Annotated in this window: 16 protein-coding genes and 1 pseudogene; 6 read left to right on the top strand and 11 right to left on the bottom strand. The window is 30.1% G+C overall.

What is annotated here, in order from left to right:
- Window positions 1-127 precede the first annotated feature (127 nt).
- Entirely contained in the window at window positions 128-310 is a 183-nt protein-coding gene (locus tag BS62_RS01950; RefSeq protein ID WP_496489553.1) for a DUF6954 family protein, read from the bottom strand.
- A 119-nt stretch (window positions 311-429) separates the two neighbouring features.
- Complete coding sequence (locus BS62_RS01945; RefSeq protein ID WP_496489552.1) at window positions 430-939, bottom strand: GNAT family N-acetyltransferase; 510 nt, start codon at window positions 937-939, stop codon at window positions 430-432.
- 140 nt (window positions 940-1,079) lie between these two features.
- On the opposite strand from BS62_RS01945, the gene BS62_RS01940 reads away from it, so the two are divergent.
- Window positions 1,080-1,628, top strand: coding sequence for a GNAT family N-acetyltransferase (locus BS62_RS01940; protein WP_496489551.1), 549 nt, complete (start codon window positions 1,080-1,082; stop codon window positions 1,626-1,628).
- A gap of 109 nt (window positions 1,629-1,737) precedes the next feature.
- Window positions 1,738-1,905: a hypothetical protein gene (locus BS62_RS01935; protein ID WP_496489550.1), complete on the top strand. Its 168-nt coding sequence runs from the start codon at window positions 1,738-1,740 to the stop codon at window positions 1,903-1,905.
- Between the two features lie 51 nt (window positions 1,906-1,956).
- Here the strand turns inward: BS62_RS01935 and BS62_RS01930 are convergent, their stop codons facing one another.
- Entirely contained in the window at window positions 1,957-3,816 is a 1,860-nt protein-coding gene (locus tag BS62_RS01930; RefSeq protein ID WP_496489549.1) for an ABC transporter ATP-binding protein, read from the bottom strand.
- Window positions 3,816-6,020, bottom strand: coding sequence for an ABC transporter ATP-binding protein (locus tag BS62_RS01925; RefSeq protein WP_496489548.1), 2,205 nt, complete (start codon window positions 6,018-6,020; stop codon window positions 3,816-3,818). Before BS62_RS01925 ends, BS62_RS01930 begins: the two co-directional genes overlap by 1 nt.
- A 254-nt stretch (window positions 6,021-6,274) precedes the next feature.
- On the opposite strand from BS62_RS01925, the gene BS62_RS01920 reads away from it, so the two are divergent.
- Window positions 6,275-6,718 (top strand): MarR family winged helix-turn-helix transcriptional regulator, encoded by a 444-nt coding sequence (locus BS62_RS01920; RefSeq protein WP_496489547.1) that lies wholly within the window; start codon window positions 6,275-6,277, stop codon window positions 6,716-6,718.
- A 112-nt stretch (window positions 6,719-6,830) separates the two neighbouring features.
- Here the strand turns inward: BS62_RS01920 and BS62_RS01915 are convergent, their stop codons facing one another.
- Window positions 6,831-8,339 carry a DUF1846 domain-containing protein gene (locus BS62_RS01915; RefSeq protein WP_496489546.1) on the bottom strand — a complete coding sequence of 503 codons (1,509 nt, stop codon included), beginning with the start codon at window positions 8,337-8,339 and terminating at the stop codon, window positions 6,831-6,833.
- A gap of 362 nt (window positions 8,340-8,701) precedes the next feature.
- Here BS62_RS01915 and BS62_RS01910 point away from each other — a divergent pair, with 362 nt between their 5' ends.
- Window positions 8,702-9,577 carry a YitT family protein gene (locus tag BS62_RS01910; RefSeq protein ID WP_496489545.1) on the top strand — a complete coding sequence of 292 codons (876 nt, stop codon included), beginning with the start codon at window positions 8,702-8,704 and terminating at the stop codon, window positions 9,575-9,577.
- 84 nt (window positions 9,578-9,661) lie between these two features.
- Window positions 9,662-10,780, top strand: coding sequence for an alanine racemase (locus BS62_RS01905; RefSeq protein WP_496489544.1), 1,119 nt, complete (start codon window positions 9,662-9,664; stop codon window positions 10,778-10,780).
- Between the two features lie 63 nt (window positions 10,781-10,843).
- Here the strand turns inward: BS62_RS01905 and BS62_RS01900 are convergent, their stop codons facing one another.
- The 4 genes from BS62_RS01900 to BS62_RS01885 all read right to left on the bottom strand — a co-directional run bounded on the left by BS62_RS01900 (window position 10,844) and on the right by BS62_RS01885 (window position 13,706).
- Complete coding sequence (locus tag BS62_RS01900; RefSeq protein WP_496489543.1) at window positions 10,844-11,554, bottom strand: hypothetical protein; 711 nt, start codon at window positions 11,552-11,554, stop codon at window positions 10,844-10,846.
- A 65-nt stretch (window positions 11,555-11,619) separates the two neighbouring features.
- The gene (locus tag BS62_RS01895; protein ID WP_496489542.1) at window positions 11,620-12,093 is read right to left on the bottom strand and encodes a DUF6241 domain-containing protein; all 474 of its coding nucleotides are present in this window, start codon (window positions 12,091-12,093) and stop codon (window positions 11,620-11,622) included.
- A gap of 87 nt (window positions 12,094-12,180) precedes the next feature.
- Window positions 12,181-13,071 carry a sulfite exporter TauE/SafE family protein gene (locus tag BS62_RS01890; RefSeq protein ID WP_496489541.1) on the bottom strand — a complete coding sequence of 297 codons (891 nt, stop codon included), beginning with the start codon at window positions 13,069-13,071 and terminating at the stop codon, window positions 12,181-12,183.
- A 131-nt stretch (window positions 13,072-13,202) separates the two neighbouring features.
- Window positions 13,203-13,706 carry a GNAT family N-acetyltransferase gene (locus BS62_RS01885; RefSeq protein WP_496489540.1) on the bottom strand — a complete coding sequence of 168 codons (504 nt, stop codon included), beginning with the start codon at window positions 13,704-13,706 and terminating at the stop codon, window positions 13,203-13,205.
- A gap of 207 nt (window positions 13,707-13,913) precedes the next feature.
- Here BS62_RS01885 and BS62_RS01880 point away from each other — a divergent pair.
- Window positions 13,914-14,132 (top strand): annotated as a pseudogene (locus BS62_RS01880) (ABC transporter permease); the annotation flags it as partial.
- 57 nt (window positions 14,133-14,189) lie between these two features.
- Here the strand turns inward: BS62_RS01880 and ribH are convergent.
- Both ribH and BS62_RS01870 read right to left on the bottom strand, forming a co-directional pair.
- The gene (ribH, locus tag BS62_RS01875; RefSeq protein ID WP_496489539.1) at window positions 14,190-14,651 is read right to left on the bottom strand and encodes a 6,7-dimethyl-8-ribityllumazine synthase; all 462 of its coding nucleotides are present in this window, start codon (window positions 14,649-14,651) and stop codon (window positions 14,190-14,192) included.
- A 1-nt stretch (window position 14,652) separates the two neighbouring features.
- Window positions 14,653-15,873: a bifunctional 3,4-dihydroxy-2-butanone-4-phosphate synthase/GTP cyclohydrolase II gene (locus BS62_RS01870; RefSeq protein ID WP_496489538.1), complete on the bottom strand. Its 1,221-nt coding sequence runs from the start codon at window positions 15,871-15,873 to the stop codon at window positions 14,653-14,655.
- Between the last annotated feature and the right edge of the window lie 10 nt (window positions 15,874-15,883).

The following is a 15,883-nucleotide window of genomic DNA, read 5'->3' as shown; positions in this document are numbered from 1 at the left end:
AATAATATGATAATACCGCCATCATATATTCGCTTCTTTTATTATTCTATTTAAATGGTATTAGTTTAGTTCCTTATGTTTATCACAATAAAAAAAAGAGCTAAATTTCTAGCCCTTTAATTTCTAGTTATCTATTCTTTTTTCTTATATTTCTAAATAATATTATGAGAACTGCATACAAACCTAATACAATTGCTAGGGTAATTATTCTTTCACCAAAACCTCCGTCTGCAAGAAGAACTGGCCCTAGTCCAAAAAAGGTAACTAAAATAAATGCTACCGCAATAAATACATAAGCTAATACCTTCATAATGTATAGTCTCCTTTATCCAAATCAAAATTTAATTACTCCATATTAAATTTTTCTTTCTATAATTAGTTTATCACCAAAGAAATCATAGTGATACAAAATATTTTACAATATCCCCCCTATAAGTGCACATCCCAACGTTCTTCCTTAAGTAAATTATTAGTCCAAGTAGTGTTATCTACAGATTCAGTTAAAGTAAATCTATATTTACTGTAAAGATGTCTTGCTGTTTCTAGTATATCGACAGTCCAAAGTAAAACATGGTTATAACCTTTTTCTGTACAAAAATTTATTGCTGTTTTCATAAGTTCATGACCTAGTTTATGTCCTCTCATCTTAGGCTCAATAAGAAACCAACGAAGTTGTGCAGTAAAGTCATCAACTTTTACTATAGCTATGACACCAACTGACTTTCCTTCACATTCTACAATCCACATATTTTCTTTATCTTTATCATGGTTTTCATTAAATTTATTTACATATACTTCAACATAATCTGAGAACTCTGATGAAAATTTATACTCCATATCGTATAAATCTCTATGTCTATTTATAACAAATTCAATATCTTTTTCTTCATATGGTCTAATTTTTATTTCTGAAGCTATAAAGTCACTATTTTTATTCATATACGTATCCCCCCAATATTATCTTAACTTATTCTTATTAATAATTATAAATAATATTGTTCTAATTATCCAACTATTCTAATTTTTTATTTATCATTATCTTAATTTTCCATTATACTATAACCTAAAGGGGGTATTTTATGCAAAAAGTTTATGAAACTGAAAGACTTGTATTAAAAGTATTAGATAAGACCTATGCGCCATTAGTTTTAGATTATTACTCTAAAAACAAAACATTTCTAGAACAATGGGAACCTTTAAGAAGTGAAGATTTTTATAAAAAAGAATATCATGAATATCAATTATCTAATGAACTAATCAATATTGAAAATGGCAATTCCCTTAGACTTTGGATTTTCAAGAAGAGTGAAAACAAAATAATAGGTTCCGTTAGATTTAGTAACATTGTAAGAGGTGCTTTTTTGTCTTGTCATCTTGGTTATAAACTAGATAAATACGAAGTCAATAAAGGCTATATAACTGAGGCAATTCAAAAGGGAATACATATTATATTCAATGATTTTGGTCTACATAGAATAGAAGCAAATATAATGACTAAAAACAAAGCATCTTTAAGGGCAGTAGAAAAATTAGGGTTTTACAATGAGGGTCTAGCTTATAAATATTTAAAGATAAATGGGAAATGGGAAGACCATATCCACATGGTTTTATTAAACGAGAATGTATAAAATTTTTCTATTGTTAAAAGTTAATAATATCTAATTGATTTATAAATTTTTAGAATTTAATTTCCTATTTAGATAAAAATAAGATTATCTATGAAAGGAGGGTTTTTATATGAAAAAAAACTTTGAAAATAATAAGGCAAATAAATCTGCTACAAATAATCAATGGCCATCTTCGCCTAAAGATCATGATAACCAAGGCTTATCTAACAAGAAAGAAAAAACTCCTACTGATAATCAATGGACATCAACTAACAAAGATGATGCTACACAACAATAACAATAAAAAAGATGATCTCTATATTGAATATAGAAATCATCTTTTTATTATTTATGAGGCATCTGCTCTTTCAAATTGACTATTGTAAAGTGAAGCATAGAAACCTTTAGCCTTTAATAATTCTTCATGATTACCTTGTTCTACTATATCTCCATCCTTCATTACAAGGATTACATCTGCATCTCTTATTGTAGATAATCTGTGAGCTATAATAAAGCTTGTTCTTCCTTCCATTAAGTTCTCCATAGCCTTTTGGATAAGAACTTCTGTACGAGTATCGACAGAACTTGTCGCTTCATCAAGAATTAGTATCTTAGGATCAGCTAATATTGCACGAGCAATAGTTAATAACTGCTTTTGTCCTTGAGATACGTTGCTTGCCTCTTCGTTTAACTCCATATTATATCCATTTGGAAGAGTTTTTACAAAGTGATGAGCATGAGCTGCCTTAGCTGCTTTTATTACCTCTTCATCAGTGGCATCAAGTCTACCATAACGTATATTTTCCATTATTGGACCGTTAAATAACCAAGTATCTTGAAGAACCATACCAAACATATTACGTAAATCGCCTCTTGTAAAATCTTTTATATCATGACCATCTATTAATATAGATCCACTGTTTAAATCATAAAAACGCATTAAAAGTTTAATAATAGTTGTTTTTCCTGCTCCTGTCGGACCTACTATTGCTACCCTTTGACCTGGCTTAATAGTAGTTGAGAAGTCATTTATAATAATCTTATCTGAATCATATCCAAAGTGAACATCATTAAATACTACTTCCCCTTTAACTTCTCCTAGTTTAACTGGATTCTTTGCTTCTTCAACTTCTTCTTCCTCTGCTAAGAATTCAAAAACTCTTTCAGCTGCTGCTGCAGTTGATTGAAGTATATTAGCTGTTTGAGCAACCTGAGCTATTGGCTGAGTAAAAGTTCTAACATATTGAACGAAAGATAAAATATCACCAACTGCAATAGTTTTCTTTATAGCAAGCCATCCTCCTAAAATTGATACTGCTACATACCCTATATTACCTATAAAAAGCATAATAGGCATCATCATTCCTGATAAAAATTGAGACTTCCATGCAGAATTGTAAAGGCTATTATTCATATCTTCAAATTTTTCAATAGCTTCTTCTTCCCTATTAAAAGCCTTCATTATATTATGGCCGCCAAATATTTCTTCTATATGTCCATTAGCATGCCCTAAGTACTCTTGTTGAGACTTAAAGTATTTTTGTGATCTCTTTACAACTAACATAATTAATACCATGGATACTGGTAACATCAAAAGTGCTACTAGTGTCATTTGCCAACTTATTGATAACATCATTATAAGTACCCCAATTATTGTAGTAATTGATGTTATTATCTGTGACATACTTTGATTTAATGTCTGACTCACAGTATCAACGTCATTAGTGACTCTTGATAATACCTCTCCATGAGTTTGCTTATCAAAGTATTTAAGAGGCATACGGTTTATCTTTTCTGATATTTCTTTTCTAAAATTATAAGATACTTTTTGTGCTACCCCTGTAATTATATAACCTTGTATAATCCCAAACACTGTACTAGTTATATATAATCCAAGAAGCCAAAGCATTATATTTTTTATATAGTCAAAATCAATTGTAGCCCCTTCTACACCACTTACCTTTTCTACTAATCCTTCAAAAAGTTTTGTTGTAGCATTCCCTAAAAGTTTAGGTCCTACTATAGAAAAGGCTGCACTACCTATTGCAAAAATTACTACGATAATTATTGCTATTCTATATGGTTTTAGGTACCCACCTAAATTTTTCATAGTTCCTTTGAAGTTTTTTGCCTTCTCAATTTTTCCCATACCACCATGGGGTCCACCGAATCCACCTGGTCTATTATTCTTTGTTTTTCTATCACTCATTATGAAAGCTCCTCCTTTGAAAGTTGTGATAAAGCAATTTGCTTATACACCTCACAGTTTTCCATAAGCTCCTTATGAGTACCACTTCCTACTATCTTACCTTCATCAAGAACAATAATATTATCAGCATTTATTATTGTACTTATTCTTTGTGCAACAATTAGGACAGTACTTTCTGAAGTTTCACTTTTTAAAGCTTTACGTAGTGTAACATCTGTCTTATAGTCAAGAGCTGAGAAACTATCGTCAAATATGAATATTTCAGGCTTTTTAGCAAGTGCACGGGCAATAGAAAGTCTTTGTTTTTGACCTCCTGAAACATTAGTACCTCCTTGAGATATTTCTGTTTCAAACCCCTCAGGCTTAGCGCTAATAAATTCAGTTGCTTGAGCTATTCTTGCTGCCTTTTCTAAATCGTCTTTTGATATATCCTTTTTACCGTATTTAATATTACTTTCTATATTACCTGAGAATAAAATCCCCTTTTGTGGTACATAACCAAGTTTATCTCTTAATTGTTTTTGAGATACATCTTTAATATTTACACCATCTAATAATACTTCTCCACTTGTAGCATCATAAAAACGTGGAATTAGATTTATTAAAGTTGTTTTACCGCTACCTGTACTTCCAATGAAAGCTGTAGTTTCTCCAGGTTTAGCAGTAAATGTAATATTTGAAAGTACATCTTCCTCTGCTCCTGGGTATCTGAATGAAACATTATTAAATTCTAAGTATCCCCTTTTGTTTGCTAAGAATTTCTTCGGTTCTTTTGGATCATCAATCATAACATCAGTATTTAAAACCTCTGCTATACGTTGTGCTGATACAGATGCACGAGGAAGCATCATTGATACCATAGAAATCATTAAAAATGACATTATTATTTGCATTGTATATTGCATAAATGCCATCATATCACCAACTTGCATACTTCCAGCATCAACTTGATGAGCTCCTTCCCAAACAATAAGCACAGTAACTAAGTTCATTATTAACATCATCATTGGCATAATTAATGTCATTAAACGACCAATAAATAAATTTGTCTTTGTTAAATTTTGATTTGCTTTTTCAAACTTATTTTCTTCATATTCTTGAGTATTAAAAGCACGTACAACTAGCATACCTATTAAAGACTCACGAGTTATTAAGTTTAGCTTATCTACTAATTTTTGTACGCTCTTAAACTTAGGAATAGCTATACTAAATAAAACAATTACCAATGTTAAGATAGCAAGAACTGCAACCATTACAATCCATCCCATTGATGTATCAGTATTAAGTACTTTCAGCACCCCACCTATAGCTAAAATTGGTGCATAAAATACCATTCTTAGTAACATAACCATAAGAGTTTGTACTTGTTGAATATCATTTGTACTTCTTGTAATTAAAGAAGCTGTGGAGAATTTATCAAACTCTGAATTAGAAAAGCTTGTAACCTTTCTAAACACTTTTTCTCTAAGGTTTCTACCTAGCCCTGCAGCTACTCTTGAAGAAAGTAGAGAAACTATAACTGTAGCTACCATACCAACTAGGGCTAAACCAAGCATTTTAGCTCCTGAAGTAAGAATATAACTTGATTGAAGCTTATCAGTATCCATACCTATTTTTTCATACTCAGCCTTAAGGAATGAAACAGCTGACTGTGTAATCATACTATCAGGCATATCTTTGAACTTATCATCTGTACTTTCTTTCATTGCATTTATTTGTTCTTTTGGCATTTTAGAAATTATATCAAATGGTTCAGTATTTGCTGGAATATTAGCTGCACCTGGCATATTTGCAGTTAACTCTTTTATACCTGCCTTTTCAATTCCTCCAACAATTAATATTGGCTTACCAAATAAATCATTAAGCTCATTAATTGTATCTTCATCTTTTGTATCAAGCTTATAAAGTTGTTCATTTTCAACTTTTGGATAATCAGAAAGTTCTTTTTTGTCTAAAAGAATATAATTGTCTTCTACTTTTTTTATATCATCATCGCTCATAAATAGTTTAATTTTATCTAGTTGGCTTTTACGAATTACCTCAGGAACTGCATCTTCTACTCCCCCTTGTTGTATACCAACATTTACAATCTTTGACATATAGTCAGGAAGTGCTAGTTCACTTGATGCTTGCACCAATAAAAGACCTACAATTAAAATTATAGATATAATAAATGGTTTTAAGTATTTTATTATTTTTAGCATTTAGAAACATCCCTCACCTTCATTTTTGTAGTCCTCGTACCATTTTATATTAAGTGTAATTTTACACCTAAATACTTCATTATTGTAATTTACAAATAACCACCTCTTTTTGTTTTGACAGTATAATGATTATATTTTCATAACTATTATATTTTAATAAGATTTATATGTCAATAACCTTTTGATTGTAAAATGTTTATAAATACATTATAATGGAAATTATTAAATTACAGTATTTGTATAAGGAGGATAATATGAGTACCGTTGAACTTAATAAGCTCTCTGGAGATTTATATAATTTGTCATTTTATTTACATAGTATAATTTTTCATCAAAAAGAGATCATGAAAAACATGTCTATGCCCCAATCACATATTAAGGTTATAATTTATCTTAAACATAGAGGAGCTTCTTCTATTTCTGAGACTGCTAAACATCTTACAATATCTAAACCTAATATGACTCCTATAATTGATAAATTAATTTCTGAAGGTATGGTTAATAGATATAATGATCCAGATGATAGAAGGGTAATAAGAATTGAATTGACAGATAAAGCCCATGAATTTTTAAAAGAACAAGAACAAATAATAAAAGATAATTTAGCAAAAAAAATTACTGTTCTCGATTCAAAAGACTTAGAATCTCTTAGCCAGAATTTGGTCAGTATTACAGATATTATATTTAAATTAAAGTAACTTTGCAAACGGTATCACCGTTCAGTACTTTGAATTTAATTCATTTTTTAAATAGTATACATAATATAGCTAAAAAAAGTCGTATCCATTGATACGACTTTTTTAATAATAACTAGTTGTTATAATATAAGCTTGCAGAAGGATACTCAGGATCCGATGTTGTGTCTATACCAAGCTTTCTGAAAGTTTGTTCATCATTTCCACTTAGTATTGTAGTTGAATGCGATTGACATCCCTTTAACATTGCTAACTTTTCCATCGCTACTTCTGCTGTTGGGTTTGTAGCTGCACATATACTAAGTGCCATTAATATTTCTTCGCAACTTAATGCTACATTTTTATTTCCTAATGTTTTTGATTTTAAATTTATAATTGGCTCAAGTATAACTGGAGAAATAAGATGTATTTCATCAGATATATTTGCTAAGTACTTAACTGCATTTAAAATTACAGCAGCGCTTGCGTCCATTAATTCTGATCTTTTACCAGTTAATATTGTACCATCGTTAAGTTCTAGTGCTATAACTGGACAAATGTCGTTTTTACAAGCATTTTCTCTTAACTTAGTACTATACTCTCTTGCAGGAATAACAACTTTTCTATCTTCAGGCTTTAGATTAAGTTCTTCCATTATAATTTTTATTCTCTCGTAAGTTTCTTTATCAACATAACCTTTTTTATATTCAACACTTGTTTTAAAGTATCTTCTTATTATTTCTTGTATAGAAGCTTCTTTAACAACTTCATCATCAACTATACCATAACCTACTCTGTTAACTCCCATATCTGTTGGAGATTTGTATACAGATTCTTTTTGTGTTATTTTTTCTATTATTTTTTTAAGAACTGGAAATACTTCTATATCACGGTTGTAATTTATTGCTATTTCATTGTAAGCATCAAAATGGAATGAGTCTATCATATTTACATCCTTAAGGTCAACTGTTGCAGCTTCATAAGCTATATTTAAAGGATGCTTTAATGGTACATTCCACACTGGGAATGTCTCAAATTTTGAATATCCTACAGCTTTTCCTCTTTTATTTTCATGATAAAGTTGGCTAAGGCAAGTTCCAAGTTTTCCACTACCTCCACCTGGAGCTGTTACAACAACTATAGGTTTTGTTGTTTCTATATATGGATTAGCGCCATATCCTTCATCACTTACAATAGTATCTACATCTGTAGGGTATCCTTTAGTAGGTCTATGTAAATATACCTTTATACCTCTACGTTCAAGCTTATTCATAAATACATTTACAGATGGTTGTCCTTCATATCTAGTTATTACAACACTGTTTACGTCAAGTTCATAATCTCTTAATTCATCAATAAGTCTTAGAACATCCATATCGTAAGTTATACCAAAATCTCCTCTGATTTTGTTTCTTTCGATATCTCCTGCATATACACAAATAATTATTTCAGCTTTTTCTCTTAATTTGTGTAGTAATTTGATTTTAGCATTTTCATCGAATCCAGGTAAAACTCTTTTAGCATGAAGATCTTGTAAAAGTTTGCCCCCGAATTCTAAATATAACTTATCATAATTATTAACTCTTTCTAAAATGTACTTTGACTGTTCTTCAAGGTATTTTTTGTGGTCAAATCCTATTTTCATATTCACGCCTCGCTTACTAAAATTATTATTAATATCTTATCCAAAAATATTAAAAAATATTTTTTCATATCTTTATATTATGCCATAATCTTATGTTAAAGTAAATATTTTGTAACTTATAGTAGAAATATGTAGACATTATTTTTTGACCTCATTATATTCCCCTCGTAAGTTTACATAATATATAATCTATGCTATAATATAATTAGATATTAAACGACTGGCTGTATAATATTTTAATTTCAAAACACGTTATGGACAATCTTATTTATCTTATATCTAAATAAACAAGTCTTTGTTTATCTTTTACTTCCAATGATTTTTTTAATATTTAATAAATAAAACTTAAAAAGGAGGAATTTATGAAAAAATTCTTAGATTACGCTCTACTTACAGTAGGTGCCCTTATTGTTTCTATAGCAATAGAACTAATACTTGCACCCAACGGATTGGTTGATGGCGGAACAACTGCCCTTTCCATTATAGGTAATAAAGCTTTTAAAATGCCTACCTTTGCAATATTTGCCACTTTAAATGGTCCTATTCTTCTTTTCACAGCAAATGATTTAGGAAAAAAGTTCTTTGTTAGAGCTCTTTATGCTAATATAATTACAACTATTGGACTAGCTATTTTAAAGCCTATTCCTGCTATTACATCTTCCGAGTTATTAATTGTAATTTATGGGGGATTCGTATTAGGTTTAGGTGTAGGACTTGTTGTAAGAGCAGGTGGAGCTGTTGATGGTACAGAGATGTTAGCTATTTGGGCTAATAAACACTTCAAAATACCAATAACGACCTTTTTACTTGGTATAAATGTTATTATATTTACTGTAGCTGGTTTTGTACTTGGTCTAGAACAAGCTATGTTCTCTTTAGTAGTTTTTTATATAGTTACTAAAATGATTGATTTTGTATTAGATGGAGTAAATCAGGGAAAATCAGTTATGATTATATCTGATTCTCCAGAAGTAATAGGAGAAAGCTTAATAAAAGACTTAGGCTTAAGTATTACCTATTTATACGGTCAAGGCGGATATGAAAAAGAACAAAAGAAGATTATATATTGTATAACAGATAGATTCGGATATCCAAAAATAAAAGAACTGGTATTGTTAATTGATCCAACTGCTATTTTAAAAGCTTCTTATGTAACAGAAACATCTGGTATAATGAGTAAAGGTTTTTTCCAAAGAACTAAATCAAAGTCATATAATAAGCCTATCTTAGAAAGATAGGCTTATTATATTATTAATTCTTGAAAATTCCGAAAACTTTGTTAAGCTATAATTAAATATAATTTTAAAAGGGGGACAATTTAAATGAATATCTATGAATTACAAACTCCAAGTTTTTTATTAGACTTAGATATTTTAGAAAGCAACTTAAAACACATTCAAAAACTTTGTGATGATAATAATAAAGAACTTTGGCCTATGACCAAAACTCATAAAAGTACTTCTATAGCAAAAATGCAAAAGCAATATGGAGCAAAAGGGTTCTTAGTTGGTACTATTGATGAAGCACAATCTTTTGTAGAAGCTGGGCTAGATAACATAACTATTGCATATCCAGTTGTTTCTAATGCAAATATACATAGACTTATAAACATTTCCAAAAAAGCTAGAATAATTCTAAGTTTTGATGGGGTCGAAGGCGCAAGGGCTTTTAATGAAGAACTTAAAAAAGAAAATATAGTTATGGAATACTTTATTATAGTAAATTGTGGATTAAACAGATTAGGAGTTAAGTGTGATGATGTAGTTCAATTAGCTGAAAGTTTATCTAAATACGAAAACTTAAAATTAATTGGAATAAGTACTCATCCAGGTCATGTTTATGGGGTTTCTTCAAAAGAAGAAGTACCTAGCGTGTCTACCCAAGAAAGTAATTGTTTAAAAAATGCTAAAAATAATTTATTAGAAAATGGATTTAATATAGATATTGTTGCAACGGGAAGCACTCCTACTTTTTTTGATGTTGTAAGTGATAATACTATAAATGTTTTAAGACCTGGAAATTATCCATTCTACGATAACATTCAATTATCTTTAGGTGTATGTGAGGAAAACGATTGTTCTTTAACTGTTTTAGGAACAATTATATCTAATCCTAGCGATGATTTATTTATTATAGATGTAGGCAGCAAATGTCTAGGACTTGATAAAGGTGCCCACGGCAACTCTCTTATAAATGGATTTGGTAAGGTTAAAGGTCATGATGAACTATTAATAATAGGATTGTCTGAAGAAGTGGCTAAAGTTCAAATAATTGAAAAAACAACTTTAAAAGTTGGAGATAAAATACAAATAATACCTAATCACTCTTGCTCAAGTGCTAATATGACTGACTACATAATTGGATATAGAAATAATGAGGTTGAAAAAATAATAGATGTTGATATCAGAAGTAATTCTAGAAAACCTAGTATAAATATATAATAATTGCTTTATAAAATAAAAAATATACCCCTAAATCTTGTGGGTATATTTTTATTTTAGATATTAATGTCGCATTCGTATTCCAATCCAACTGTTTTTGGGTTTTTCTTCACAATATCCCCAAACTCCTCTGAACGTATTTCCATTTGTCGAGAAATTCAATTCAAATCTTCCTTTATCACTAGGACACTCATAGGTATTCTCTTCAGACCAATATCCTTTTAATGTATATCCACTTATAGTACCTTCCACTCTACCATTGCCATATTCATAAGTTCCTGTTACCCTATTAAATTCTTGTTTCAGTATCATTTTCCCAAATTCTGTATACCACTCTCCAGAGATATTTAGTGGTAGGGCACTTTGCTCTCGTACTCCATTCCATGTTCTATTTAGCTCATTCTCACAGTAACTCCATTTTCCTTCAAAAGTGTTTGCGCTTGAATCAAATTCAAATCTTAATCTTCCTTTATCATTAGGGCATTCATAAGTTGGTGATTCATACCAATATCCTTCTAGTATATTACCATTTATTATTCCTTCTATTCTAGCATCCCCAAATTTGTATATACCTGTAACATTATTATCCTCTTGATTAAACATTACTTTTCCATCATCTGTATTCCATTCACCAGATATATTTAATATATCATTTTGTCTATTACTTAATTTGTTTTTATATTGTTCATACTGTTGTTGCAAAATATATTGTTGCCACCAATAATAGTTAAATTGATAATAGTTACATAAGTTATTATTTTTACTATAATACATATCATACACCACCTCTATTAATATAAATTTATTCATAAATAATCAAAAGGTGATGTAAAAGTTGCTTATTTTTTATATTCCGATTTTAAGTCCTTAGCTCTACCTATATTTCCACCTAGCTTATCCCAAAAATAGTTATGTTCATCAACTCCATTTGAGAAATCGCCTTTTTTCCATGATTCTATGATTCCTAATATCCGACTTTCTTCATTTTCATCTAAATCATTATTACTTACAACCATTTCTTCTATTTCAGTTATACTTTTTTCATTTATTTGTATTTCTCCCCACACTTGTCCATCTCTGGCTACTATTAATGTATTAGACATTTCGTGCATTGTAGAAAATATTTGATTCTTATCATAATTGCTAGACGTATCCTTTTTTTCTACTTCTTTACTTTCTTTTGTAATTTCAGTTTTAAACTCTTGATTTTCAACTTCCTTTGGCGGCGTTTGATTATTTAATACATAATAAGTTACTCCTCCACCTATTAAAAATAATCCTAGTATTAATCCAATTATCTGTCCTTTTCCCATAAAATATAATACCCCCTTTAGTAAGTATATTATACCATTTTAACTATACTTGTGTAAGGGGGATTATGGTTAAGTTTTCCAATACTATTATGCTGCTGATTTTATTTTTTCATCTTTTGACTTATTGTTAAAAGATGATTTTAACATAGTTATAGAAGTATATAATATTACCCCTACAACTAGCCATTTTAATGTATTTAATGGTAATGACTTAACTAAAAATGCAGCTATTAAAACTCCAACTATTCCACCTAATGTTATACCGAAAGAAACTTTTCTATCATATGATCCTTCTTTTATAAACTTAACTGATGCAACTGGTCCTAAAAATGCACAAGATCCCATCATTATAGGGAATGCTACAGTTGGAGACATTCCTAAGAAGTAAACAAGTGCCATACAAGGTGCATATAGCCCTATTCCCGCAGTCATCAATGCTCCTAATACAAGGTTACCAGCTACACCTATTATTAACTTAGTACCTGTTAGACCAACAGCATCTCCTCCTCCAGGCATCATATTTAATTGACCTAACAACATTAATATAGCAGTAATAAGTAAAGCTACCCCCATTGTTAACTGAACTTTTTTCTCAGGTAATTTAGATATAACTCCTGCGCCTACCCAGGCTCCTATTATAGATGCACTTATCATGCTTAATAATGTTATAGGCTCAACTGTTATAGCCGTCATGAATATAAATGCTTCTAATACCATAGATATAGAATGGCTTACATTTAAAGTACCCGGTAAAACTTGATCCTTTGACATTTTTGCTCCTTTTAATATTGCCGTTGTAATGGCAAAAGAACCTATCCCTAAAGTATCAAAAAAGTCAGTTATAAATCCAATACCTATAGACTTAGTAAATGAACTTTTTTGTAATTCATGTTTATTTTTTATAGTGTCTATAACATAATTTATTCCAAACCATGAAGATATAACAAATAATATTCCTAGAACAAATTTAATAAGCATTTAAAAGACCTCCTAGATAATTATTTTTTTGTCAATATTCTGAATATTATTATTATATCATCATTTATGTCAGTTTTATATATATTATTTCAAAATATGACAAATAAAAACAAGAGCCTGTAGGCTCTTGCTTATACTTTCGCTAAGTTATTTAACGCTTCATTATGTACTCTATACACAGTCCACTCATCTAGTGGTATAGCACCTATATTTTTGTAAAACTTAATTGATGGTTCATTCCAATCAAGACAATACCACTCAAATCTTCCACAATCTCTTTCTAAAGCTAAGTTTGCTAAGAAAGATAACATTGTTTTTCCTATACCCTTGCCCCTTAATTCCGGCTTTACATATAAATCCTCTAAGTATAATCCAGGCTTCCCTAAAAACGTTGAAAAGTTATGGAAAAACAAAGCAAAACTAACTGGTTCATTGTTATATTCACCTATAACAACTTCTGCTGCCTTACGTTTAAATAGGGAATCCATAAGTACTTCCTCAGTTGCAACTACATCATTTAACATTTTTTCATAGTCAGCCAACTCTTTAATAAAGTTAAGAATTAAATTAACATCATCTTCCCTGGCAAATCTTATCTTTAACCCCTCTAGTTTTGTGTCAAATACTTTATCCATATTATACTCCCCCTGTTATAATAAAATATCTTGTGTAATTATATTATCATAATTCAAACAAAAATTCCAATTTTCTAATAATATTACCAGGGAAATTAAAGTTATAAATATACTTTATTAATAGTAAATTTATTACTAGCCCTTGGTTCACTAGCACTTTGAACTTTGTTGTCATCATTTGCTAAAAATTAATTTCAATTATTTCAATTTATACCAGCTATAATAGTTCCTCAAATATTATTTAGTGGTGTGTTTGATATATCAAACTCTCCAAAATGGGTTGAAATTCTATCAAAATTATTCCCTATGACTTATGGAGCAGAGGCTCTAAAAAATGTAGCTTTAAAAGGATACAATTTAGGAGATATAAAATCTGATATTTTAGTATTAAATATATTAGCATTAAAGAAATATAGAAAAGTATAAAAATAGACTACCTATATGTGTAGTCTATTTTTATACTAAATACTTTTATATTAATTATTAAAATTCATTAAGCAAGTTTGCCATTTCTATAGCTGTAACTGCTGCATCATATCCTTTGTTACCTGCTTTTGTTCCAGCTCTTTCTATTGCTTGTTCAATAGTATCAGTAGTTAATACACCAAACACTACAGGAACTTCAGTTTCTAAAGATACACTTGCAACACCTTTTGTCACTTCACTAGATACATAATCAAAGTGAGGTGTAGCTCCTCTTATTACCGCACCAAGACATATGACTGCATCATATTTTTTAGACTTAGCCATTTTCTTTGCAACAAGTGGGATTTCAAAAGCTCCTGGAGCCCATACTATATCAATTTCAGTGTCTTCTACTCCATGACGTTTTAACCCATCTATTGCTCCTGATAAAAGCTTACCACCAATAAACTCATTAAATCTACCAACTATAATTCCGTATTTTTTTCCTTGAGATATTAATTTTCCTTCAAAAGTTTTCATATTATTTCCCTCCATTGTTTTCGTTAAATTTTAATATATGACCCATTTTTTCTTGCTTAGTTCTTAAATACTGCTCATTTCTTTCATTATGATTCATTTGTATTGATACTCTATCTACAATTTCTATTCCATATCCAGTAAGTCCAGCTATTTTCTTTGGATTATTAGTCATAAGTTTTATTTTTTCTACTCCAAGGTCTACAAGGATTTGGGCACCAATTCCATAATCTCTCATATCTTCAGGGAAGCCTAGAGCTAAGTTTGCTTCTACTGTATCCATTCCTTTATCTTGAAGTTCATAAGCTTTAAGTTTATTTATAAGGCCGATTCCTCTTCCTTCTTGTCTCATATAAAGAAGTATTCCTCTGCCTTCTTCTTCTATTGATTTCATTGCTGCTGCAAATTGTTCTCCACAGTCACATCTTAATGATCCAAATGCATCTCCTGTAAGACATTCTGAGTGAACTCTTATAAGTACAGGCTCACCATTTGAAATATCTCCCTTTACCAAAGCAACATGATGTTCTCCATTTAAGATATTTTCGTATCCTACGATTTCAAAGTCACCATACTTTGTAGGCATATCTGCTTTTGTTACTCTTTTTACATATACTTCTTTTTCTCTACGATAAGATATTAAATCAGCAATAGTAATAAGTTTAAGATCATGTTCTTTTACATAATCCATTAAATCAGGAACTCTAGCCATAGTACCATCTTCATTCATAATTTCACATATAACACCTGCTGGATAAAGTCCTGCCATTCTTGCAAGGTCTACAGCTGCTTCAGTGTGTCCTGCTCTTTTTAGTACTCCACCAGCTTTTGCTTCAAGTGGAAATACATGTCCAGGTCTTTTAAAATCTTCATGTGTCGTATCTTTTCCTAAGACCTTTGCTATTGTATCTGATCTTTCATGAGCTGAAATCCCAGTTGTAGTTTCTATAGCATCTATTGATACTGTAAAAGCTGTTTGATGAGAATCTGTATTTCTACTTACCATAGGGTAGATATCTAATTCCTTTAATCTTTCTCCTATAATAGGCATACAGATAAGTCCTCTACCATATTTAGCCATAAAGTTAATAGCCTCAGGTGTAACTTTCTCTGCAGCCATAAGTAAGTCACCTTCATTTTCTCTATCTTCATCATCTACTACAACTACTATCTTCCCAAGCTTTATATCTTCAATTGCTTCTTCTATAGTGTTAAATTTACTCATTTTTTTACCC

Source organism: Sporacetigenium mesophilum DSM 16796, from assembly GCF_059569055.1.
Note: the sequence above shows the minus strand (reverse complement) of the source record. Positions and strands in the feature narration are given on the sequence as shown.